22 protein-coding genes are annotated in these 23210 nt (G+C 67.9%); 6 read left to right on the forward strand and 16 right to left on the reverse strand.

Features of this window, described 5'->3' with window-relative positions; translation table 11 throughout:
* Positions 1 to 6: 6 nt before the first annotated feature.
* From metK to efp, 15 genes are all read right to left on the reverse strand, one after another.
* Positions 7 to 1203 (reverse strand): methionine adenosyltransferase, encoded by a 1197-nt coding sequence (metK, locus tag ACIPV2_RS05660; RefSeq protein ID WP_400839254.1) that lies wholly within the window; start codon positions 1201 to 1203, stop codon positions 7 to 9.
* Between the two features lie 111 nt (positions 1204 to 1314).
* Entirely contained in the window at positions 1315 to 1569 is a 255-nt protein-coding gene (rpoZ, locus tag ACIPV2_RS05665; protein WP_099195959.1) for a DNA-directed RNA polymerase subunit omega, read from the reverse strand.
* Between the two features lie 80 nt (positions 1570 to 1649).
* Positions 1650 to 2594, reverse strand: coding sequence for a guanylate kinase (gene gmk / locus ACIPV2_RS05670; protein ID WP_400839257.1), 945 nt, complete (start codon positions 2592 to 2594; stop codon positions 1650 to 1652).
* Positions 2563 to 3426 carry an orotidine-5'-phosphate decarboxylase gene (gene pyrF, locus ACIPV2_RS05675; RefSeq protein WP_400839259.1) on the reverse strand — a complete coding sequence of 288 codons (864 nt, stop codon included), beginning with the start codon at positions 3424 to 3426 and terminating at the stop codon, positions 2563 to 2565. Before pyrF ends, gmk begins: the two co-directional genes overlap by 32 nt.
* A complete protein-coding gene (carB, locus tag ACIPV2_RS05680) occupies positions 3423 to 6710 on the reverse strand; it encodes a carbamoyl-phosphate synthase large subunit (RefSeq protein ID WP_400839261.1) in 3288 nt (1095 codons plus the stop codon). The genes pyrF and carB overlap by 4 nt, the downstream gene beginning before the upstream one ends.
* Positions 6710 to 7894 carry a glutamine-hydrolyzing carbamoyl-phosphate synthase small subunit gene (gene carA, locus ACIPV2_RS05685; protein ID WP_400839263.1) on the reverse strand — a complete coding sequence of 395 codons (1185 nt, stop codon included), beginning with the start codon at positions 7892 to 7894 and terminating at the stop codon, positions 6710 to 6712. Before carA ends, carB begins: the two co-directional genes overlap by 1 nt.
* Complete coding sequence (locus ACIPV2_RS05690; RefSeq protein ID WP_400839265.1) at positions 7891 to 8397, reverse strand: hypothetical protein; 507 nt, start codon at positions 8395 to 8397, stop codon at positions 7891 to 7893. The genes carA and ACIPV2_RS05690 overlap by 4 nt, the downstream gene beginning before the upstream one ends.
* Positions 8394 to 9710 carry a dihydroorotase gene (locus ACIPV2_RS05695; protein ID WP_400839935.1) on the reverse strand — a complete coding sequence of 439 codons (1317 nt, stop codon included), beginning with the start codon at positions 9708 to 9710 and terminating at the stop codon, positions 8394 to 8396. Before ACIPV2_RS05695 ends, ACIPV2_RS05690 begins: the two co-directional genes overlap by 4 nt.
* A gap of 19 nt (positions 9711 to 9729) precedes the next feature.
* On the reverse strand, positions 9730 to 10689 hold the full coding sequence (locus tag ACIPV2_RS05700) for an aspartate carbamoyltransferase catalytic subunit (protein WP_400839267.1): 960 nt from the start codon (positions 10687 to 10689) through the stop codon (positions 9730 to 9732).
* A complete protein-coding gene (gene pyrR, locus ACIPV2_RS05705; protein WP_101186602.1) occupies positions 10686 to 11216 on the reverse strand; it encodes a bifunctional pyr operon transcriptional regulator/uracil phosphoribosyltransferase PyrR in 531 nt (176 codons plus the stop codon). The genes ACIPV2_RS05700 and pyrR overlap by 4 nt, the downstream gene beginning before the upstream one ends.
* Positions 11217 to 11301: 85 nt before the next feature.
* Positions 11302 to 11874, reverse strand: coding sequence for a hypothetical protein (locus tag ACIPV2_RS05710; RefSeq protein WP_400839270.1), 573 nt, complete (start codon positions 11872 to 11874; stop codon positions 11302 to 11304).
* 14 nt (positions 11875 to 11888) lie between these two features.
* Positions 11889 to 13478, reverse strand: a complete 1590-nt coding sequence (locus ACIPV2_RS05715; protein WP_400839272.1) for a Rieske 2Fe-2S domain-containing protein — start codon at positions 13476 to 13478, stop codon at positions 11889 to 11891.
* Positions 13479 to 13575: 97 nt separating this feature from the next.
* Positions 13576 to 16902 (reverse strand): SNF2-related protein, encoded by a 3327-nt coding sequence (locus tag ACIPV2_RS05720; RefSeq protein ID WP_400839274.1) that lies wholly within the window; start codon positions 16900 to 16902, stop codon positions 13576 to 13578.
* A 67-nt stretch (positions 16903 to 16969) separates the two neighbouring features.
* Complete coding sequence (nusB, locus tag ACIPV2_RS05725) at positions 16970 to 17380, reverse strand: transcription antitermination factor NusB (protein ID WP_101186608.1); 411 nt, start codon at positions 17378 to 17380, stop codon at positions 16970 to 16972.
* Between the two features lie 2 nt (positions 17381 to 17382).
* On the reverse strand, positions 17383 to 17946 hold the full coding sequence (gene efp, locus ACIPV2_RS05730; protein WP_071643676.1) for an elongation factor P: 564 nt from the start codon (positions 17944 to 17946) through the stop codon (positions 17383 to 17385).
* Between the two features lie 154 nt (positions 17947 to 18100).
* Between efp and ACIPV2_RS05735 the strand changes: the two genes are divergently transcribed.
* The 4 genes from ACIPV2_RS05735 (at position 18101) to ACIPV2_RS05750 (ending at position 21068) form a co-directional block, all read left to right on the forward strand.
* Positions 18101 to 19342, forward strand: coding sequence for a DUF222 domain-containing protein (locus tag ACIPV2_RS05735; protein WP_400839277.1), 1242 nt, complete (start codon positions 18101 to 18103; stop codon positions 19340 to 19342).
* A gap of 339 nt (positions 19343 to 19681) precedes the next feature.
* A complete protein-coding gene (locus ACIPV2_RS05740; RefSeq protein ID WP_400839279.1) occupies positions 19682 to 20008 on the forward strand; it encodes a hypothetical protein in 327 nt (108 codons plus the stop codon).
* A gap of 128 nt (positions 20009 to 20136) precedes the next feature.
* Entirely contained in the window at positions 20137 to 20481 is a 345-nt protein-coding gene (locus ACIPV2_RS05745) for a hypothetical protein (RefSeq protein WP_400839281.1), read from the forward strand.
* Positions 20482 to 20654: 173 nt separating this feature from the next.
* Complete coding sequence (locus tag ACIPV2_RS05750; protein WP_400839282.1) at positions 20655 to 21068, forward strand: hypothetical protein; 414 nt, start codon at positions 20655 to 20657, stop codon at positions 21066 to 21068.
* A gap of 195 nt (positions 21069 to 21263) precedes the next feature.
* On the opposite strand, the gene ACIPV2_RS05755 is transcribed toward ACIPV2_RS05750, so the two are convergent.
* Positions 21264 to 21707, reverse strand: coding sequence for a nuclear transport factor 2 family protein (locus tag ACIPV2_RS05755; protein WP_400839283.1), 444 nt, complete (start codon positions 21705 to 21707; stop codon positions 21264 to 21266).
* A gap of 224 nt (positions 21708 to 21931) precedes the next feature.
* On the opposite strand from ACIPV2_RS05755, the gene ACIPV2_RS05760 reads away from it, so the two are divergent.
* Together ACIPV2_RS05760 and ACIPV2_RS05765 are read left to right on the forward strand one after the other, a co-directional pair.
* Positions 21932 to 22270, forward strand: a complete 339-nt coding sequence (locus ACIPV2_RS05760) for a hypothetical protein (protein WP_400839284.1) — start codon at positions 21932 to 21934, stop codon at positions 22268 to 22270.
* 25 nt (positions 22271 to 22295) lie between these two features.
* Entirely contained in the window at positions 22296 to 23198 is a 903-nt protein-coding gene (locus ACIPV2_RS05765; RefSeq protein ID WP_400839286.1) for an aminoglycoside phosphotransferase family protein, read from the forward strand.
* The last annotated feature ends 12 nt before the right edge of the window (positions 23199 to 23210 follow it).

Below are 23210 nucleotides of genomic sequence, written 5' to 3' on the forward strand. Positions count from 1 at the left end.
ACGGCCTCAGAGGCCGGCTGCGCGACGCAGGTCGTCGGCGCGGTCGGTGCGCTCCCAGGTGAAGTCGGGTAGCTCGCGGCCGAAGTGCCCGTACGCGGCGGTCTGCGCGTAGATCGGGCGCAGCAGGTCGAGCTCTTCGATGATCGCCTGCGGGCGCAGATCGAACACCTGCGAGATCGCCTCGGTGATGGTCTCCTCCGACACCCGGCCGGTCCCGAAGGTCTCGACGTAGAGGCCGACCGGACGTGCGACGCCGATGGCATACGCGACCTGCACCTCGGCGCGGTCGGCGAGCCCCGCGGCGACGACGTTCTTCGCCACCCACCGCATCGCGTAGGCGCCCGAGCGGTCGACCTTCGACGGGTCCTTGCCGCTGAACGCGCCGCCGCCGTGCCGGGCGGCGCCGCCGTAGGTGTCGATGATGATCTTGCGACCGGTGAGGCCCGCGTCGCCCTTCGGGCCGCCCGTGACGAAGGGGCCGGCCGGGTTGATGTAGTACTTCAGGTCGTCGGCGAGATCGAGACCGGTCTGCTCGAGAACCGGGTCGATGACGACGTCCCGCACGAGCTGCTTCAGCTCGTCCTGGGAGATGTCGGGGTGGTGCTGCGTCGAGAGCACGACGGCGTCGACGGTCTTGGGGGTGAAGCCGTCGTATCCGAGGGTGACCTGCGTCTTCCCGTCCGGACGCAGGAACGACAGCTCGCCGGAGCGGCGCACCTCGGTGAGACGCTCGGCGATGCGATGCGCCGTCCACGCGGCCATCGGCATGAGCTGCGGGGTCTCGTTCGTCGCGAAGCCGAACATGATGCCCTGGTCGCCCGCACCGAGCAGGTCGCGGGGATCGGTCGATCCTCCGTCTCGCTGCTCCTGCGCCTGGTCGACGCCGTTCGCGATGTCGGTCGACTGCTCACCGACCGAGATGCTGACCCCGCACGACGAGCCGTCGAAGCCCGTGTCGCTCGAGGTGTAGCCGATGCCGTTCACGACGTCGCGCACGATCGTGGGGATGTCGACGTAGCCCTCGGTGCGGATCTCACCGGCGACGTGCACGAGCCCGGTCGTGACGAGCGTCTCGACGGCCACGCGCGAATCCCGATCGACCGCGAGGAGCCCGTCGAGGATGCTGTCGGAGATCTGATCGCAGATCTTGTCGGGGTGTCCTTCGGTGACGGACTCGGACGTGAACAGGCGCAGCGCGCTCATCGGGGCTCCAAAGCGGGGTCGTGTGGCGGAGCCGGTGATGGCTCGACGCCAGTGTGCATGAAGCCGCCGACATCCCGATGAGGACGTCGGCGGCTCACAGTGCGAGTGCGATCACTCAGCGTGACGGATGCGCAGCTTGTCCTCGTTGATCTCGTGCAGAGCGATCGTGAGGGGCTTGTCCTCGACCGAGGAGTCGACGAGCGGGCCGACGTTGTCGAAGAGGTTTCCCTCGTGCAGGTCGGAGTAGTAGTCGTTGATCTGGCGTGCGCGCTTCGACGCGTAGATCACGAGCTCGTACTTCGACTCGACGCGCTCGAGAAGGTTGTCGATGGGCGGGTCGATGATGCCGTTGTTGTGTCCGGCCATGGTGGACCTCCTGGTCAGGCGACGGTGGCGTCGGGGTGACGATCTGTCGCGAAATCGATGCGGCGCGCGGTCCGAAGGGCTCAATGAGCCGAGCGACGCGCAGAGTCTGTGGACAATTCTACGACCTCTTCGGCCGCGGTCGCGACGTCGGCGTTCACGACGAGGTAATCGAACTCGTTCTGCGCGGCCAGCTCGACCCGGGCGGTGCGCAGCCGGCGGGCGCGCTCCTCGGCATCCTCGGTGCCGCGGCCGACCAGCCGCTGCACGAGTTCGTCCCAGCTGGGCGGCAGCAGGAAGACGAGGGATGCCGACGGCTCAGCCGCACGAACCTGCCTGGCGCCCTGCAGATCGATCTCGAGCAGCACCGTCCTGCCCTCGGTCAGAGCGGCGTCCACGGGCCCGCGCGGGGTGCCGTAGCGGTGCTTGTTGTGCACCACCGCGTACTCGAGCAGCTGCTCGTCGGCGATGAGACGGTCGAACTCCGCATCGTCGACGAAGTAGTAGTGCACGCCGTCGACCTCGCCGGGGCGGGGGGCGCGCGTGGTCGCCGACACCGACAGATGGATCTCCGGGTGGGTCTCGCGGATGCGCGCGGCCACCGTCCCCTTGCCGACCGCGGTGGGGCCGGCAAGCACGAGCAGGCGACTGCGGGCGGGGCGGGGCCGGTGCGGCGGGAAGCGCTCGTCGAGCCACGTGCTCAGCGCGGTGCGCTGGCGCACCCCGAGCCCCCCGAGCCGCTTGACGGGCGCGATGTGCAGCTCCTCGAGCACACGGTCGCGCTTGCCGGCGCCGATCGCCGGAAGGGCCATCAGGAAGTCGGTGACCCGCATGGTGGCGGCGTCGGAGTCGGCGTCTTCGATCGCCTGGCGCAGCACCGTCTGCGGCGCGATGACCCGCGTGCTGAGGTCGCGCTTGAGTGCGGCCCGCGCTCGCCTCCGCTCGAGGGCGCGTCGGGATGCGGCGAGGCGGTCGACATCCGGGACCGCGGGTCGTTCAGTCACGGAGGACCTCCTGGTAGCGCGCATTGCGGGTGCTGATCGCCTGGGCGATGCCGTCGGCTCCGGCGGCGAGGATGCTGCGGCTCTCGCTCGCGAGCACGTTCGCGGCCACCGCGCCGAACCGCGCGGTCAGATCCTGGGCGGTAGCGCCCTGCGCTCCGAAGCCGGGCGCGAGGATGGGCGTGCCGGCGAGCAGCTCGTCGCCGAGGCCCAGCTCCGAGCGGTCGACCGTCGCGCCGATCACCACGCCGACCGGGCCGAGTGAGCCGTCGAAGGCCGATGAGCGATTGGCCCAGGTGACGTCCCGGGTGACCCTGGCGGCCACGGTCTGCTCGTCGCCGCCGGCCACATCGATCGTGCGCGCGGTCTGCAGCGAGGCCGCCTCCGGATTGCTCGTCGCGGCGAGCACGAACACGCCCTTGCCGGCGCGGACGGCGGTCGTGAGCGTGTCGCGCAGCGAGTCCGGACCGAGGTAGGGGCTGATGGTCACCGCATCGGCCTCGAGGGGCGATCCCGCCTCCAGCCAAGCGGCCGCGTAGCCGGCCATGGTCGAGCCGATGTCGCCGCGTTTGGCGTCGGCCAGCACGATCAGTCCGGCATCCCGCGCGGCGGTCATGACGTCCTCCAGCGCGGCGAATCCTCGAGAGCCGAAGCGCTCGAAGAACGCGACCTGCGGCTTCACGACGGCCGCTCGGCCTGCCGCGGCATCCACCACGGCGAGGCCGAACGCGCGCAGTCCGTCGGCGTCCTGCGCGAGACCCCACTGGTCGAGCAAAGCCGCGTGCGGGTCGATGCCCACGCACAGCGGACCGAAGCGGTCCATCGCTGTGCGCAGGCGCGCTCCGAACGATTCCGTCATCGAGCGGCCTCGCGGTCGGCGGCGTACTCCTGCAGGCTGCGCACCTCGAAGCCCGACTGCGTGGCATCCATGCCGGTGACCGCAGCGCCGAGCACGGCCATGGTGGTGAACAGCGCCTTGTCGGCGGCGACCGCCGCGGCACGGATCTCGTACCCGTCGGCGCGGGCTGCGCCGCCGGACGGGGTGTTCACCACGATGTCGATCTCGCCGTCGTTGATCAGGTCGACGATGTTCCGCTCGCCGTTCTCCTGCGTCTCGCTGTACTTCGCCACGACCTGGGCCTCGATGCCGTTGCGGCTGAGGATCTCGGCCGTGCCCTCGGTCGCGGTGAGCGTGAAGCCGAGCTGCTGCAGGCGGTGCGCCGGGAGGATGACCTCGCGCTTGTCGGCGTCGGCGACCGAGATGAACACGGTGCCCGACGTCGGCATCCCGCCGTACGCGGCCGACTGGCTCTTCGCGAATGCGGTCGGGAAGTCGCGGTCGATGCCCATGACCTCACCGGTCGAGCGCATCTCGGGGCCGAGCACGGAGTCGACGACCTTGCCGTCGTGGGTGCGGAAGCGCTTGAACGGCAGCACCGCCTCCTTGACGGCGACCGGCGCGCCCAGCGGCACACGCGAACCGTCCTGCGCAGGCAGCATGCCCTCCTCGATCAGCTCGGCGATCGTCGCGCCCGCCATGAGACGGCTGGCGGCCTTCGCCATCGGGATGCCCAGTGCCTTCGACACGAACGGCACCGTGCGGCTGGCACGGGGGTTGGCCTCGATCACGTAGAGCACGCCGGCGCTGATCGCGAACTGCACGTTCAGCAGGCCGCGCACCCCGACGCCCTTCGCGATGGCCAGGGTGGCGGTGCGCACGCGGTCGATGTCGGTACGGCCGAGCGAGACCGGCGGGAGGGTGCAGCTCGAGTCGCCGGAGTGGATGCCGGCCTCTTCGAGGTGCTCCATGACGCCGCCGATGTACAGATCGGTGCCGTCGTACAGCGCGTCGACGTCGAGCTCGATCGCGTCGTCGAGGAAGCGGTCGACGAGCAGCGGCTTGCCCTCCTCGATGATCACCTCGCCGGCGGTGCGCACGAAGTAGTCGCGCAGCGACGGCGTGTCGTAGACGATCTCCATGCCGCGACCGCCCAGCACGAAGCTCGGGCGCACGAGCACCGGGTAGCCGATGTCCTCGGCGATGCGCACCGCACCGTCGACGTCGATCGCCGTGCCGTTGCGCGGGGCGACGAGACCGGCGTCGTCCAGCAGTCGGGCGAACAGCTCGCGCTCCTCGGCCAGGTCGATCGCGGCGGGGCTGGTGCCGAGCACGGTGTAGCCGGCCGCCTCGATGCCCTTGGCGAGCCCGAGCGGGGTCTGGCCTCCGAGCTGGCAGACGACGCCGAGGATGGTGCCGCTGCGAGCCTCAGCGTCGAGCACCTCGAGCACGTCCTCGAGCGTCAGCGGCTCGAAGTACAGGCGGTCGGAGGTGTCGTAGTCGGTCGAGACCGTCTCGGGGTTGCAGTTGACCATGACCGTCTCGTACCCGGCATCCGACAGCGCGAACGAGGCGTGCACGCACGAGTAGTCGAACTCGACGCCCTGCCCGATGCGGTTGGGGCCGGAGCCGATGATGACGACCTTGGTGCGCTCGCTCGGCGCGACCTCGGTCTCGAAGTCGTAGCTCGAGTAGTGATACGGGGTGAGGGCCGGGAACTCGCCCGCGCAGGTGTCGACGGTCTTGAAGACCGGTCGGACGTCCAGGCGGTGGCGGATGCCGCGCACCTCGGCCTCGCCGAGACCGCGCAGCTGCGCGATCTGAGCGTCGCTGAATCCGTGCTCCTTGGCGAGGCGCAGCGTGTCGCGATCGAGCTCGTCAGCCGCGGCGACGCCGTCGGCCACCTCGTTGATCAGCACGATCTGGTCGAGGAACCACGGGTCCATGGCTGTCGCGTCGAAGGCCTGCTCGATCGTCGCGCCCTTGCGCAGCGCCTGCTGCAGCACGACGATGCGACCGTCGGTCGGGGTCTTCGAGACCTCGAGCAGCTCGTCCACGGAGCGGCTCTCCTCACCCCAGTGGAAGCTGGAGCCGCGCTTCTCGAGGGAGCGCAGGGCCTTCTGCAGCGCGGTCGTGTAGTTGCGGCCGATGGCCATCGCCTCGCCCACGGACTTCATGGTGGTGGTGAGCGTGGCGTCGGCTGCAGGGAACTTCTCGAACGCGAAGCGCGGCACCTTCACCACGACGTAGTCGAGCGTCGGCTCGAAGCTCGCGGGCGTGACGCCGGTGATGTCGTTCGGGATCTCATCAAGGCGGTAGCCGAGCGCGAGCTTCGCGGCCAGCTTCGCGATCGGGAATCCCGTCGCCTTGGATGCCAGCGCCGACGAGCGCGAGACGCGGGGGTTCATCTCGATGACGATGATGCGGCCGTTGGACGGGTCGACGGCGAACTGGATGTTGCAGCCGCCGGTGTCGACGCCGACCGAGCGGATGATGTCGATCGAGATGTCGCGCATCTTCTGGTACTCGCGGTCGGTGAGCGTGAGCGCCGGAGCCACGGTGATCGAGTCGCCGGTGTGCACGCCGACCGGGTCGACGTTCTCGATCGAGCAGACGACCACCGTGTTGTCGGAGGTGTCGCGCATGAGCTCGAGCTCGTGCTCCTTCCACCCGAGGATCGACTCCTCGAGCAGCACCTCGTTGGTCGGCGAGTCGTGCAGGCCCGCACCGCCGATGCGGCGGAGGTCGGTCTCGTCGTACGCGAAGCCCGAGCCCAGGCCGCCCATCGTGAACGAGGGACGCACGACGAGCGGGTAGCCGAGCTGTTCTGCACCGGCGATCAGCTCGTCCATGGTATGGCAGATGACCGACTTGGCGACGTCGGCGCCGGCCTCGATCACGAGCTCCTTGAACACCTGGCGGTCCTCGCCGCGGCGGATCGCGTCGACCTTCGCGCCGATCAGCTCGACGTCGTACTTCTCGAGGATGCCGCGCTCGTGCAGCGCCATGGCCGCGTTCAGCGCGGTCTGCCCGCCGAGGGTCGGAAGGATGGCATCCGGCTTCTCCTTGGCGATGATCGTCTCGATCACCTCGGGGGTGATCGGCTCGATGTACGTCGCGTCGGCGAAGTCGGGGTCGGTCATGATGGTGGCCGGGTTGGAGTTGACCAGGATGACGCGCACGCCCTCCTCGCGCAGCACGCGGCACGCCTGGGTTCCGGAGTAGTCGAACTCGCAGGCCTGGCCGATGACGATCGGGCCGGAGCCGATGACCAGGACGGAGTTGATGTCTTCACGCTTCGGCATCAGTTGGCGCCCTTCTTGTTCGCGACGACGAGTTCGCGGAATCTGCTGAACAGGTAGTGGGCGTCGTGCGGACCCGCCGCCGCCTCGGGGTGGTACTGCACCGAGAAGGCCGGGATGTCGAGGGCGCGAAGGCCCTCGACGACCTGGTCGTTGAGGCCGACGTGGCTCACCTCGACCTTCCCGTAGCCGTGCGGGCTGTCGAATTCGCCCTCGAGCGGGGCAGCGACGGCGAAGCCGTGGTTGTGCGCGGTGATCTCGACGCGGCCGGTGGCCTTGTCGATGACGGGCTGGTTGATGCCGCGGTGGCCGAAGGTGAGCTTGTAGGTGTCGAGTCCCAGTGCGCGCCCGAACAGCTGGTTGCCGAAGCAGATGCCGAAGTACGGGATGCGCGCGTCGAGCACCTGTCGCAGCACGGCGACCTGCTCATCCGATGCCGAGGGGTCGCCGGGGCCGTTGGAGTAGAACACGGCGTCCGGCGAGGTCGACGCGATGTCCTCGAAGCTGGCGGACTGCGGCAGCACGTGCACGTCGAAGCCGAGTGCGGCGAGGTTGTCGAGGGTGGACTGCTTGATGCCCAGGTCGATCACGGCGACGTTCCCGATGCGCTCGGTGGTCGCGGTAATGACGACCGGCTCGGCGACCGAGACGGTGGCCGACAGGTTCTGACCGGCCATCTCCGGAGCGGCGGTCACCTGACGCAGCTGCTCGTCGGCGTCCAGCGTCGCGGCGTCGCCGGAGAAGATGCCGCCGCGCATCGAGCCGGTGTCGCGGATGCGGCGGGTGAGGGCGCGCGTGTCGATGCTGCTGATCCCGACGATCCCCTCGCGCACGAGCGCGTCGTCAAGGCTCTCCTCGGAGCGCCAGTTCGACACCCGGCGTGCGGGGTCGCGCACGATGTAGCCGGCGACCCAGATGCGCGAGGACTCCTGGTCCTCGCGGTTCATGCCGGTGTTGCCGATGTGCGGCGCGGTCTGCAGCACGATCTGGCCGGCGTACGACGGATCGGTCAGCGTCTCCTGATACCCGGACATGCCGGTGGCGAAGACGACCTCGCCGAGAGTGGTGCCGCGGGCGCCGTATGCGCGCCCCTCGAAGCGGGTGCCGTCCTCGAGCACGAGAACAGCCGCATTCTGGATCCCTGAGCCTGTCGAAGGGCCCTGAGCAGTCTGGTCGGGGGATGTCACGAGTTGTCTCCGTTCTCCGCGCCGGCGCAGAGGCGCTCGAGCTGCGGCAGGATTTCTGAGGGCCCGCCTGAGGTGGGCCGGATGAAGGAATCGACGTGGACGTCGTCGGTCGCGCGCCATACGAGGCGGATGAGACCGTCGCGCTCCACGACGCGGTCGATGGCGACGGTCGCGCGGTCTGCGGCGATCAGCCGCGCAGAGGACAGGAACACGGTCGGCGCACCGTCGAGGCTGAGTGCCACGCCCCGGTCGGTGAGCACGAGCTCCCCTCGCGCGCGGTACGTCAGCGGGCTGACGGCGAGCCGCTCGAGCGGCTGGTCGTGCTTGGTGGTGGCGACGTACAGGATCTCGTATCTGCCGGTCACATCCGCATGCTCGGGGACGCCGAGCGGAGCGGTGAGCCCGGAGTCCCGACGCAGACGCCTGCGCCAGGCGAAGAACATGGCCAGCAGGATCAGCGCGGCGACGAAGCCGATGATCAGCGCGGCGAGCTCGCGGGTCACTTCGACTCGCTCCGCTCGCTCAGCGCAGCCCGCGTGTCGAGCTCCTCCACGAGGGCTCCCCCGTCGACGGTCACGACGCCGCCGTGGATCGTCCACTGCACGCGGCCCGGCAGCTCGCGCCCGAGATACGGAGAGTTCTGGCTGCGCCCGTGCAGGTCGGCCTCGGTGAAGACTCCCGGCACGTTCGGGTCGTACAGCGTCACGTGCGCGGGACGTCCGACCTCGAGGGCACCGAAGCCGTCGAGGCGGCCGATGCGAGCCGGAGCAGTGCTCATCACGCGCGCGACGTCGGCCCAGTCGAGCTGACCGGTCTGCACCATCGCCTGGTGGACCACGCGCAGCGCGCTTTCCAGCCCGACCATGCCGTTCGCGGCGGCCTGCCATTCGCAGGCCTTGTTCTCGGCCGGGTGCGGGGCATGATCGGTCGCGACGATGTCGATCGTCCCGTCGGCCAGGCCCTCGCGCACGGCCATCACGTCTTCGGCGGTGCGCAGCGGCGGGTTGACCTTGTAGCGGGCGTCGTAGTCGCGCACGAGGTCGTCGGTCAGCAGCAGGTGGTGCGGGGTGACCTCGGCGGTGACCTGGATGCCGCGCTTCTTGGCCCACCGGATGATGTCGACGGACCCGGCCGTGGAGAGATGGCAGACGTGCAGGCGGGAGCCGACGTGCTCGGCGAGCAGCACGTCGCGGGCGATGATCGACTCCTCGGCGACGGCCGGCCATCCGGCAAGGCCCAGCTCGGCCGACACGACGCCCTCGTTCATCTGCGCGCCCTCGGTCAGACGCGGGTCCTGCGCGTGCTGTGCGATGACGCCGTCGAACGACTTCACGTACTCCAGCGCGCGCCGCATGATCAGCGGGTCCCACACGCAGAAGCCGTCGTCGCTGAACACGCGCACGCGGGCGCGGGATCCGGCCATGGCGCCGAGTTCGGCGAGACGCTCGCCCTTCTGCCCGACCGTGACGGCGCCGATCGGCTGCACGGTGGCGTAGCCGGCTGCCTCTCCGAGGGCGAGCTCCTGCTCCACGACGCCTGCGGTGTCAGCCACGGGCTGGGTGTTCGGCATGGCGAAGACCGCCGTGAAACCGCCCGCCGCCGCCGCCTGCGTGCCGGTGAGGACGGTCTCGGAGGCTTCGAATCCGGGTTCGCGCAGATGCGTGTGCAGGTCGACGAGACCGGGGAGCGCGACCAGTCCTGCCGCGTCGATGACGCGCGCGCCCGATCGGCTGAGACCGGTGCCGATCTCGGCGATGACACCGTTCTCGATCACGATGTCGGCGCTTTCGCGCCCGAGCAGCTGGACGCCTGCGATGACGAGGGTCTGGCTCACTTCACTTCCCCTCTTCGTCGTTGCGCTCGCCTGCCAGCAGCAGATAGAGCACGGCCATGCGCACGGAGACCCCGTTGGTGACCTGCTCCAGCACAGTGGAACGGGGCGAGTCCGCGGCTTCGGATGAGATCTCGAGTCCGCGGTTCATCGGCCCCGGGTGCATCACAATGCTATCGTCCGGCAGGGTTGCCGCGCGCACTGCGTCCAGGCCCCACAGTCGGGAATACTCCCGCTCAGTGGGGAAATAAGCGTGGTGCATCCGCTCCGCCTGGATGCGCAGCATCATGACGGCGTCCGGCCCTTCGGCGAGAGCGGCATCGAGGTCGTAGAGCACCCGCACCGGCCATTGCGACACGTTCTGCGGCACGAGCGTCGGGGGCGTCACCAGCGTGACCTCGGCGCCGAGCAGCGACAGCAGCCACACGTTGGAGCGGGCCACACGGGAGTGCAGCACGTCGCCGACGATGACGACGCGCAGACCGGACAGGTCGCGCCCGCGGCTGTCGTTCCCATAGCGGCGCTTGCGGATGGTGAACGCGTCGAGCAGCGCCTGGGTGGGATGCTCGTGCGTCCCGTCGCCGGCGTTGACCACGCCGGCCGAGATCCAGCCGCTGGTCGCGAGGGTGCGGGGGGCTCCGGATGCCGAGTGGCGCACGACCACGGCATCCGCCCCCATCGCCTGCAGGGTCTGGGCGGTGTCCTTCAGGCTCTCGCCCTTCGAGACGCTGGATCCCTTCGCCGCGAAGTTGATCACGTCGGCGGAGAGCCGCTTCGCGGCCGCCTCGAAAGAGATGCGGGTACGGGTGGAGTCCTCGAAGAAGAGGTTGACGACGGTCTTGCCGAGGAGCGTCGGAAGCTTCTTGACCTCGCGCGACTGGGTGTCGGCCATGTCCTCGGCGACATCGAGGATGCGCAGGGCCTGCTCGCGATCGAGGGTTCGGGTGTCGAGCAGGTGCCTCATGATTCGATCGTCACCTCGTCGGCTCCGTCGAGTTCGCGCAGGCGGAGGTTGACGCGCTCGGCGCGGGACGACGGGATGTTCTTGCCCACGAAGTCGGGCCGGATGGGCAGCTCGCGGTGGCCTCGGTCGACGAGGATCGCCAGGCGGACCGCCGACGGGCGGCCGATCGACTGCAGGGCGTCGAGCGCTGCGCGGATCGTGCGGCCGGAGAACAGCACGTCGTCGACGAGCACGACGGTCTTGTCGTCGATGCCGCCGGCAGGGATCTCGGTGCGCTTCGGCGCACGGGTCGGGTGCTTCGAGAGATCATCGCGGAACAGCGTGATGTCGAGCGATCCGACGGGGATGTCGGTCTCGGCGATGCCGGAGATGACCGAGCCGAGCCGCTCGGCCAGCGTCACTCCCCTGGTCGGGATGCCGAGGAGCACGAGCCCTTCGGCGCCTCGGTTGGACTCGAGGATCTCGTGGGCGATGCGCGTCAGAGCGCGCGCGATGTCGGCTTCGTGCAGCACTGTGCGTGCAGACAACGGCCACTTCCCTTCTCCGCCTCACAGGACGGTGTTAAAGGTTCGGTGATGCGGCAAGTCTAACGGAGACCGTCGGTGATCGTTCTCACCGCCAGCCGAGCATGTCCCGGACGACATCCTGAGACGCCGGACAGCCGTCGTTGCGGATGCCGCGCAGAGTCTCGTGCGACACGAGTGCTGAAGCGTCCGTCGACATGCGCGTCATCGCATCGATCGCCGCGTCGACTCGCGGTGCCGCAGCGAAAGCGTGCTGAGGATCGCCGGCTCGGGACGCATGGGGGTACACGACCAGCTCGGAGGTTCCGTCGCCCGTCGGCCTGGCGGCCGCGACGACGAGAGTGGGTGGGATGCTGTGCTGCAGCGACCTCGGAAGCGGAAACGGCAGCTCGTCGGCGATCAGTCCGGTCCAGAAGGTGCGGTTGGACCTCTTCGGGTTCCCCATCTCGGCGGCGACGGCCCTCCACGGGCTGCCCTGCTGCTGGAGGCGCCGATCGAACTCGTCATCTCGGAGGACGAATCCCTGTTCGGCCAGCTGTTCTCCTGCGAGCCGCACCGCGTCCTCGGGCGCGTACCGTACGAGCAGACGTGCGCCGCGAAACGGACCCTTGTACTGCAGGCGGGATGTTCGGGCATCAGCACCCACACCCAGCCGTGGCATCCGGCGCCTCAGACTCACGATGCGGCAGCGGGCTCCCGCTCATCTGCCGCGCGCGAACCGGTCTGGATGATCCGCGAAGCGCGGACGGGGTGTCCCGTCGTCGTCAGGCACTTGCCCGTCTCGAGGTCCCACTTCCAGTCGTGCATCGAGCACGTGAGCACCCCGTCCTCGATCTTGCCGGTGCGAGTGAGGTCGGCGCGCAGGTGCGGGCAGCGGCGCTGCACGACCCAGTCATCGATCTCGGCGTCCTCGGTCTGGTCGGTCTGCTCCTGGTACCAGTTCTCGACGTACTCGATGCGATCCACTGAGAGGCACTTGAGGAAGGTGGTGAGGAACTCGTTGAACTTGCCGCTGCGCCCGACCGAGAACTGCATCGAGAGGAAGATCGAGTTCGACCAGTCGATCTCGTGGTCGCGGATGTTCGTCGAGACGAGGTCGGCCGGGATCGTGTACCAGTAGATGCACTCCTCGCCCGCGTACTCACGGACCTTCGCCTTGCGGAAGTCCACGACCATGTCGAGATCGCCGATCCTGAAGCGCACGTTGCCTCCGACGCCGAGGCGGATGGTCCGCGACTTCTTCAGCAGCGGCTCCCACCACTCCTTGATCGCCGCGAGCATCTCGGCCGGCGGGATGACCTCTGCGCGAGTGGCCTCCTCGTCGATGATCTCCTGCTGGCGCGATGCGCGCTGCTCTTCGAGGTACTCCCACTTCTCGTCGAAGATGTGCGCGATCTCGTCTTCGGAGTACAGGCTCTGCGAGACGTTCATCTCGCCGTGGTTCATGTCGACCACGGTGCCGGGAATGAAGAGGTGGCCGTCGTATTTCGGCGCCAGCTCCTTCATGTGCGCCAGGAACTCCTTCTGATCGGTGAAGATCGAGTCGTCGTTCTGGCCCTTCCCGTTGAACTGGAAGAGCTCCTCGCGCAGGAACATCGGCGGGCCCGCCATCGGGAAGACGTGGGGCGCATCGACCTTCTCGATGTAGTACATGGCGCGCTTGTTCTGCGCCTCGCGCTTGAGCGCGGCGAACTTCTGCTTGGCGTCCTGAGGCAGGTCGTAGACCATCGGCCACCAGATCGCGCCGGACACCTGGGTGAAGTACGCCTCCGGCTTGCCGAACGACAGCAGCGTCTCCAGATCCAGCGGGTGCGAGTCGTTCTGGTTCAGGATCGATGCGGTGCCGTCGTCGACGCTCAGCGAGGAGTCGCCGATCGGACCGTCGCTCGGGGCGCGCAGCGGCGTGATCATGATCTTCAGCTCGCCGCGCTCGATCACCTGGCCGGCGGGCGCGTAGGTGATGTTGTTGTAGCCCAGCTTGCGGATGTCGACCTCGAGGTCGTCGGTGACGTACTCGGGCAGCAGCACCTCGATGTCCTTCGAGATGTACTTCTCGAGCAGGTTCGGGTCGAAGTGGTCGCGGTGACGGTGCGAGATGTACAGGAAGTCCGCTTCGCGTCCGAGACGCTCCCAGTCGAGGCCGCGGTTGTCGGGGAACGGGAACCAGGAGCCGTAGAAGGAGGGTCCGAGAACGGGGTCGCAGATGATGTTTCCGCCGACCGTCTCGATGAACATCCCGGCGTGGCCGAGTCCCGTGATCCGCATGTCTCTCCTCAGGGTTGGACAGCGTCGATTCTACCGAGCGCTCGCTGAGCGCGGCCGGTGACCGGCCGTGGTTATCCGGATGCTGGTGGCGTGTCGGTCACGATTCGAGCAGCCCGCGGATGTCGTCGGCGGTGAGCGCCTGCGAGAACAGAGCCTCATCGTCCATCACGGCGGTGAACAGTCGCGCCTTGCGCTGCTGCAGCGCGAGCACCTTCTCTTCGATGGTGCCGGCGGCGATGAGCCGGTACACGATCACCGGCTGGGTCTGTCCGATCCGGTGGGTGCGATCGATGGCCTGCGCCTCGGCAGCGGGGTTCCACCAGGGGTCGAGCAGCAGGACGTAGTCGGCCTCGGTCAGGGTGAGCCCGAACCCGCCGGCTTTCAGGCTGATCAGGAACACCGGAGCATCGCCCGAGCGGAATCCGTCGATGACGTCGTCTCGACGTCGGGTCGAGCCGTCCAGGTAGTCGTAGGCGATGCCTGCGGCGCGCAGCCGCTCGGCGGCCATCTCCAGGTAGGAGGTGAACTGGCTGAAGACCAGCGCACGATGCCCTTCCGCGCGCAGCTCCTGCACGTGCTCGAGCAGCACGTCCAGCTTCGCGGACGACGCGTCACCGGCATCCGGATCGATCAGCCGCGGCGACAGCGCGAGCATCCTCAGCATGGTGAGCGAGCGGAACACGATGAAGCGGTTGCGGTCGAGGTCGGCGAGCAGGCCGAGCACCTTCTGACGCTCGCGCTGCAGGACGGTGTCGTAGACGGCGCGGTGCGCGGGGCTCAGATCGACGAACAGCTCCTGCACCTGCTTCTCGGGCAGATCGCTCGCGACCAGCTCCTTCGTCCGTCGCAGCATGAGGGGACGGATGCGATGCCGCAGCCGCTCCAGGCGCCGTTGCCGGTACGGCGCCCCTTCCTCGTTCTCGGGCACCTTGCCCTGCTCGATCGGCTGCACGTATTCCTCGCGGAAGCGGCGCTTCGAGGGGAAGAGCCCTGGCGCGGTCAGCGAGAACAGCGCCCAGAGGTCGGTCAGGCTGTTCTCGAGGGGCGTCCCGGTGACGGCGATCGTGACGACCGATCGCAGCTGCGCGATCGCCTGGTGCACCTTCGTGGCGGGATTCTTTGCGAACTGGGCCTCGTCGATGATCACGCCCGCCCACTCGATGCCCTGATACTCCTCGGCATCGAGTCGCAGCAGTGTGTAGGACGTCACGATGATGTCGGCCGCAGCCGCCATCGCGCCGATCTCATCCGCCCGCCGCGATCCGGTGCCCTCGACGATGCGGACGCGCAGGTCGGGCGTGAACCGACTCGCCTCGCTGCGCCAGGTGCCGAGCACGGAGGTGGGCGCGATGACGAGGAAAGGACGCTTCTCCCCTGCCTCGACGGCGTGCGCCACGAGCGAGAGCAGCTGGAGCGTCTTTCCCAGGCCCATGTCGTCGGCGAGGATGCCGCCGAGCCGGTGCTGCCAGAGGAAGGCCAGCCAGTCGAGCCCCTGCTGCTGGTACGGGCGCAGCTGTGCTCGCAGGCCCGCCGGCGGCGCGGTGCCGGGCACGCTCTCGATCCCGCGCAGGCCTTCGGCCGTGGCTCGCCAGCCGACCGCCTGCTCGGATTCGTCGGCGAGGTCCTCGAAGTCCTCCCAAAGCGCGGTCTGATAGCGGCTGATGCGCGGGCCCGTCTCCCACTCGGTTAGCGCGCCCGCCTCGTCGATGAGCTCGCGCAGCTGCTGCAGCGCAGGATGCGCGAGCGAGAAGTACGTGCCGTCGACGAGCATGAGCTTCGTGCGCCGCATGCTCAGCGCGGTGAACAGCGGCGTGAACGGGATCGAGTGCCCGTCGATCTTCACGAGCACGCCCAGGTCGAACCAGTCGGCGTCGGTCGACTCGACAGTGGACACGGAGATCTCGGGCGTTCCGGTCAGCTCTCTGTACCGCGTTCGCCGGCCGGTGACGACGACCTTCACGTCGGTGGCTTCGAACGCCGGCAGCACGTGTGCGGCCCACTCGGCGGCGGCGAGCTGCTCGAGCTCAGCGCGATCGCGGAACTCTTCACCGCTCGCCCCGGCCCAGATCGCTTCGAGGTCGCGGAAGCGCCGGTGCTCGGCATCCGGATCACGGAAGGTCTCTGAGCCGCCGACGAACGCGACCGAGCCGTGACCCGCGTACTCCCACTCGAATCGGTAGGCGATGCGGTGCCCTTTTCGGAACGCCACCCGCAGCACGGGTTCCGGCACGGCGAGAGACGGAAGCGCCAGATGGTCGGGCGCCGTCACCACCGTCTGCCGGGCCAGAGCCGGGTAGGCGTCGGTGAGGAATCCCTCGCGGTCGTGCGGCGGCACGTCGATCGGGGCAGGAGCGTTGATCGCGTTGAGCACCGCGGGCGCAAGCGCGATGCGTGCGATGGCGACGTCGATGCCGGATCCCACGAGGCTCCACCAGTACAGCCCGATGCGTCCGATCGGACGGAGATGCGATGCCGGTGCAGTCTGCCCGTCGATCACCGCGTCGACGCTGACCGCGAGCCCCCCGCCGTCGACCGGCTCGATTCGCAGACCGATCGCCACATCATCCGCGAGGCGGACGGCGGTGTGCTTCTGCGTCGAGACGATGGGGATGCCGAGATCGGTCAGCGCGTCGAGGTGCTGCCACAGCAGCGGCGTCTCGACCCGGTCGAGTGCGATCCAGTCGCCCGCGGTGCCGGAGAGCAGCGAGTCGCGAGCGATGTTCAGGAAGTCGGTGAACCAGCGCGCCTGCTCTGGATGAAAACGACCCGATGAGCGCCGCACCGAGTCCCAGGAGGCGTCGCCCTGGATCCAGCGTCCGGTCGACGCGCTGCGCATGAGCGGGCGGACGCAGAGCAGCAGCTCACCGTGCTCCCCTGCGAGGTCGCGGGGTGTCGCCGTCTGCAGTGCTGCCGGCCCCCATCTGTCGAACGAGTGGCGCGGACGCACTCGCAACTCGATTCCCAGCGCGAGGGGCAGCGCGGCCGGTCCCGCGATCGGGGCGTTCAGCAGCGCGCGCCACGCCGGCGGCGGGACGGGACGCGCGAACGCACCGAACTGCTCCCAAGGCTCGCGCGGCGGCGGTGGTGCCGGCGGCGCGGGAGTCGGGTCGGCGGGCCGCCCGGAGACGAGGTCCGACATCTCATCCGCAGCGGATCCGATGAGGATCGCGGCGATCGCGTGCTTGCAGGCCGATGCGACCGGGCACGTGCAGCTGGTCGTCATGATCCGCTGCCCGTCGAAGCGGACGCGGCAGCGGTACGGAGCGCGTTCGCTGCCGAACACGTCGGCGGTGAGGGTCTGCGATCCGGCATCCCACCGCGCGTCGACGACGCGACCCCGGCGGGCGTAGTCAAGACCGCGCTGGTACCCGCCGTCGCCCGCCAGCTCGCGCAGCGCGGTGGCGGAGGGACGAGGAGAGCTCATGACAGCATCCTCCCCGTCACCACCGACACGCGCTCATCACCGACACGAGCTGGGCGCCGGCTGGGACTCAGATGGAGCGAGCGATGCGGGCGAGCACGCCGTGCACGAACGCGCCGGAGTCCTCGGTCGAGAGCTCCTTGGCCAGTTCGACGGCCTCATCGATCGCGACAGCCGTCGGAACCTCGTCGTTGTAGACGATCTCCCAGGTGCCGATGCGCAGCAGGGCGCGGTCGACGGCGGGCATCCGGTCGAGCTTCCAGTCGTTGCTGTGCGTGGTGATGTGCTCGTCGATCTCGTCGCGATTGTCGATGATGCCATCGACGATGTCGCGGGCGTACAGCCAGGAGGCTTCACGAGACGGCTCGCTGGCGGCGCGCTTGGCGGCTGCCGCGAGCACGACCGAGAGCTCCTCGCCGCGCACGTCAGCCGAGAAGAGGATGTCGAGGGCGCGCTTGCGCGCCTTGGTGCGGGCGCTCAAGGTCAGTCGTTGACGCGGCCGAGGTAGTCGCCCGTGCGGGTGTCGACCTTGACCTTGGTGCCGGTCTCGAGGAACAGCGGAACCTGGATCTCGTAGCCGGTCTCGAGGGTCGCGGGCTTGGTGCCGGCCGACGAGCGGTCGCCCTGCAGGCCGGGCTCGGTGTAGGTGACCTCGAGCACGACCGAGGCGGGCAGCTCGATGTAGAGCGGGTTGCCGTTGTTCAGCGCGATCTGCACCTGCTGGTTCTCGAGCATGTAGTTCTTCGCGTCGCCGACGGTGGCCGCGGGGACGTTGATCTGGTCGTAGTCCTCCTGGTCCATGAACACGAAGCTGTCGCCATCGGTGTACAGGTAGGTGAAGTCGCGACGATCGACGTTCTCGATCTCGATCTTGGTGCCGGCGTTGTAGGTCTTGTCGACCGACTTGCCCGTGACGACGTTCTTCAGCTTGGTGCGGACGAAGGCGCCGCCCTTGCCGGGCTTGACGTGCTGGAACTCCACGACGCTCCAGAGCTGTCCGTCGATCTTGATGACGACGCCGTTCTTGATGTCTGCGGTGGATGCCATGGTGATGGGGGTCCGTTCGTTCAGAAGTTTGGAGGGCCGGGCGCGGTTGCGCGCAGAGGGTGGCCGAGAAGCGATTCTATCGGATGCCCTGGATCGAGCGATTTGATCCGGTTTCACTCTTCCTTTCTTCGTAGTTTTGTTCTATACTGGTGTCATGTTCATCGATGAGGAGCTCGGCGCGATTCCGCAGTCTGCGGGTGATGTGCTGGGTGTGCTCCTTGATGATGTGACGTGCTCCGAGGTGGATGCGAACCGGTATGCCGCGCGGCAGGCCGAGCGGGTCGTGGAGGCGGTGCAGTTCGCGCGCCGGCATCCGGAGATCTACACGATCGACGCCGATGCGCAGATGGCCGAACGCGCTGTCGTGCTGGAGCTGTCGGTGCGGCTGCGGATCTCGCAGGAGCGGGTGCGCGAGCTGTGCGTGGTCGCCGAGACCGCAGCGCGGAATCTGCCCCTGCTGTGGCAGCGCGCCCGTGACGGGTTCGCGTCGATGCACAACGTCGGCGTCGTCGTCACCGCCGCTGGCGCGCTCGCGTCTCCGGTGGGTGCGCCGCAGGAGGTGCGGGATACTGAGGCCGCCGCCCTCGCGAAGGTGGATCACGCGGCGCATGAGTGGGTGCTCACCTGCTCCTCGGCGGTGCTGCGGCAGCGGGCGAAGAAGCTGGTGGACCGGATCACCGGCGACACCGCCGCGCGCCGGCACACCCGCGCGATGGCCGACAGGCACGTAAACCGCTCGCCCGCCGGGGACGGGATGTCGTGGGTCACCGCCCTCGTTCCCACCCACGAAGCGGTCGCCGTGATGCGGCGTCTGACCGCGACGGCGAAGCACATGCAGAAGGACAAGCGCGAAGGCAGAACCCGCAGCCAGATCCGCGCCGACCTTTTCAGCGCCTGGCTGCGCGGCGTCGGCACCCCCACCGCGGTGAAGACGAAGCTGTTCGTCACCGTCCCTGTGCAGCTGCTCGCCGGTGAGCCGGTCCCGGTGGAGTCGTCGATCGTGGGCGGCGACAGCATCGACCCGATCACTGCCAAGCAGATGTTCCTCGACGCCCGCGGCTTCCGTCGCGTGATCACCGACCCCGTCAAGGGCGTGATCGTCGACATGGACCGCCGCACCTACCGGCCCACCCGCGCCCAGCGCGATTGGCTGACCCTGCACCACGGCACCTGCTCCCGCGACGGGTGCACCCGCCTCGCCCTCGACGCTGACCTCGACCACGACCGCCCCTGGGCTAAAGGCGGGACGACAGACCTGAGTCAGCTCCGACCCCTCTGCCCCCGCGACCACACACTCAGACACCGCACCCGCATCCGGTACCGGACGCGACCCAACCACACCGTCCAGGTCATCTCCCCCACCGGATACACCAGCACCGCACCCCCACCCTTCTGAGCGCCGACCTGCAGAGCATGATCGAAGTCATAACGGTTCGCGTGAACTCCGCCTCTTCCAGCGAGGATGGGGCCGTGCGATCGAGATCACTTTATGAGCGATCGAGGGAACTGGTGATGCTGGTGCATTGGGATGGTTCAGCATCGCTGAGGCTTCCCGCCTTCTCTCGATCAACGAGTCCCCAGCACGCACAAGGCATGGGAGAGCCCTGCAGCGTCTTCAACGGCACCTCGAAGGCGGAAACGAGGAATCGAGCGTCGGCCGCCGCTCGTCCCGGTTTCGCAGGAGACCACTGGCCGCAGATGCGAACAACTAGGAATCGAAGGGACCGAGCGAAGCATGCAGACGCTACCCAATACCTCGTGGGGCCTGATCGCAGGCGCCGCGATCGTCCTGGCCCTCGTGATCAGCGCAGCAACTGGTCTTGGCGCGTCCTCGCGCGTCCTCGGGTTGCACGTGCCGTATATCTCACGCAGTGCCGCTACGTGGATCGGCGGTCACCGCGCCGCGCTCTGGATCGTTGTTCCTTGTAACGTTGCCGCGCTCGTTCTCGCACAAAGCGATCCATTCCTCATGGCCGGCTGGCTCGCCTGGGGTTGCGGCATCGTGGGCGGCGGACTTGCGGCGACGCTCCGGGCTCGCCGCTTGATGAACGACGCGCAGTGAGCTGCGCACCAATGCGCGCGTGGGAACAAGGGCGACCTGCATCCTGCCGTAAACGATCGTTTTCGGCGGGTGCAGACGGCCACGGCTCCACGCCGTCATGGACGCCGGCGTAGCAGGCGTCTACGCTGATGATGCTGGCTGACCAAAGGGGAATCGGCATGCCCGAGGCAGGGGTCGAAGATGGCGTGCGTTCGCGCCCGGTCGATGGGAAGGCCATTGCTAGCTTCTCTCTCGCAATCGTTTCGGTGCTGGCTTCCCAGTTCTGGATAGTCGCCACGGTGGTCGCCGTCGCGGCGGTGAGCCTTGCTCTAGCCTCTCGCCGTTCAATTCGTGCGGATCCCAGCCTGCGGGGAACGGCGCTGAGCCTCGTCGGCTTCCTGATCGCGGTCGGCGTCCTCTTGTTCGCGACCGTCGGCCCCTCGCTGCTGTCATTGTTCCTCTTCACGATTGCCCCGCCAGCAGCGTCGGTGTAGCGCCGACGGGCAAACGACGCGCGTGGAGCGGTAGTTTCACCTCAGCTAGAGCCATCTGCCGTTGTGACGTTTGTGGCGGATCTTGCGGCGACCGCTTCGCTGTCTCCGTTGCATTGCGCCCGAATCGATCGTTTACGGTGACGCCGACGCGCGCGTGTCGACATACTGTAGCCATGCGCAAGGCACGTGGACTGCTCGTCATCACGCTTGTTACGAGCGGGATCCTGGCATTTTCGGGATGCTCGGCTCCAATGAAAGATGATTTTGCTGACCTTCGGAAATCGCACACGTCTGAAGATAAGCTGCCTGCGCTCGACGAAGACCCGAGCGATACGATTGACCCTTCTACGACCCGTTATGTTGGCGAGCACGAGGGAACGTCGTTGTGGATAGCTGAAGGCATTGAGACGTCGTCCATCTGTCTCGTCGCTTTATTTGGGGACTCCGAGGGCTCCATCTCGTGCGGAGGCACCTCCGGGGTTGCGACACAAGGGCCAGCTGGTAGCTTCGCCGTCATTCCCGACGGTGTGTTCGCCCCTGACAACGCGATGAAGATCTCAGAGAACGTGTACGCCATCATGCCTTGAAGGTCCACGTCGTCGGGTCGACGCCGTGCTCGACGGAGCGCCCATTGACCCGCCGATAGCGTCTGCCAGAAGCAAGTTCCGGAGAACGTTACCGGCGTGGCAAGCGTGCACCAAACGAGAGATGCGCCGCAAACGTTCGTTTTCGGCAGTCCAGGCAGTGAGCACCATCACAACTGCCAAGAACCACTGTGGGTCTCAATGCCAGCTGCCGCCCCAGTCGTAGAGTTCCGCAGTAGTCTGGTACTCGCGCAGCGCAACGATAAGCCCACCAGCAGTACGAGCAATCGTCGCACCCTCGAACGTGCTGCGATTCCCATCCCAGGTGCACTCGAAACTCCATTGCGCGACTTCGTGACCTGAAACGACGAGATGCTCCGTTGTATCCCACCTGTGCACGACTCCGCCTGCGGCAAACCACGTCCGAGCCCACTGAAGCACGCGATCGCGACCTCGATAGACCGGACCATAGCATTCGGTAACAACGCATTCCGGGCCAACCATCGCGGCAATCCGCTCCGGATCGTTCGCGACCCAGGCATTGATGTACTCGGTCAAAACGCTCACTCCTCCACCGTACTCGGCCAATCGTCCGGTGATGCGCCGCTGAGTGGCGGTTGTGGCGAGGGTTTGTGCAACCATTCCGAGCCCTAGCTTTAGACCGCGCCAGAAGCGATCGTTTTCGGCAGCCTCGCCGACACTGACGACCAGGTGCGCGACACGCCGAGAAACGGTCCGCCGGAAGCCCCTGCCGAAACCGGATCGGCCGAAAGCCTTGCAGCAGCGTTATCGGCAGCCGCGAGTCCAACTGTGTGCACTGCCCCTCGCACCAGACGCTGTCTCTAGGATTGGACGCGAGGAGCGTGATGACGAGATCAGATGAGACCGGCGACGGAACGCAGTTCACCGCCGCGTCGAAAGCACCCGCGACGAGCGACACCTTCTCCTCCTCGACTCCGTACGGCATCTGCGAGTACTTTGCAGCGGGCAGCATCAGTCGCGCGCAGCTCATCGACGAACTCGTACGCTTCCCGTACGTCCCGGGCGGGACGACCGACGGCTATGACTCTCTCCTCGTGGACCCCTCGGGCACCTGGTCGGAGGTTGCCGATGCTGCGCGGCGAGGTGTCATCGATCACGCGGTCTATGCGGAAGTCTTCCGTCGCAGGCATCCGGAATACGCCGCTGCGATCGCGGCTGAGTAGCGCGTACTCGGCGGAGGTGTGATGCATGGCCGAATTGTTCGCCTCTCAGGACTGCATCCCGGAGCGCGCTGCGATCGACGCCGACCTCGTCCGTAGCCTGGTCCGCGGACAGTTCCCTGCGTGGGCCGAACTGCCCGTGCATCCGGTCGTGCAGGCGGGAAATGATCACCGCATGTTCCGGTTGGGCCGAGAGCTCGTCGTGCGCCTGCCGGCCGCTGTCGCCTATGTCCCCCAGGTGCGCAAGGAGCAGCAGTGGCTGCCGAGGCTCGGCCCGCAGGTGACGATGCGAATCCCCGAGGTCGTCGGTCGCGGCGAACCCTGCGACCCCTTTCCCGCGCCCTGGTCGATTTACGACTGGATCGACGGACACCGCCCTGAACCTGCGCTGCTCAGCGGCGACGAGACTGCCGCTGCTGCTCTTGGCGACTTCCTCAGCTCTCTGCAGCGGATCCAGGCATCGGACGGGCCCGTGCCCGGTCCGCACAGTGCGTGGCGCGGCGCTCCGGTGGCCCAGTGGGACGATCAGGTGCAAAGGCGACTATCCCTGCTCGATTCTCCGCAGCGCGACCGCGCGGTCGGCCTTTGGCGCGACGCGACAACCGCACCCGCCCACGAAGCGGCGGTGTGGCTGCACGGCGATGTGGCGATCGGCAACCTGCTGGTCGACCGCCGGCATTCGCTTTCCGCTGTGCTCGATTTCGGATGCTCGGCGGTCGGCGACCCGGCATGCGACACGGTGATCTTCTGGACGCAGTTCCGAGGAACGGCGCGCCGAGCATTCCGTACCAGCCTCGGACTCGATGACGCGGCATGGGCACGGGGCGCCGGGTGGGCCCTATGGAAGGGACTGATCATGCTGACCAACGTCACTCCCGGAGAGTCCGATTTCGCACGCCGTGTGCTGCACGAGCTGCTCGATCCGGAATGATCCGCGCGCGCC

The organism is Microbacterium sp. NPDC089987, from assembly GCF_044748505.1.
GTDB lineage: Bacteria > Actinomycetota > Actinomycetes > Actinomycetales > Microbacteriaceae > Microbacterium.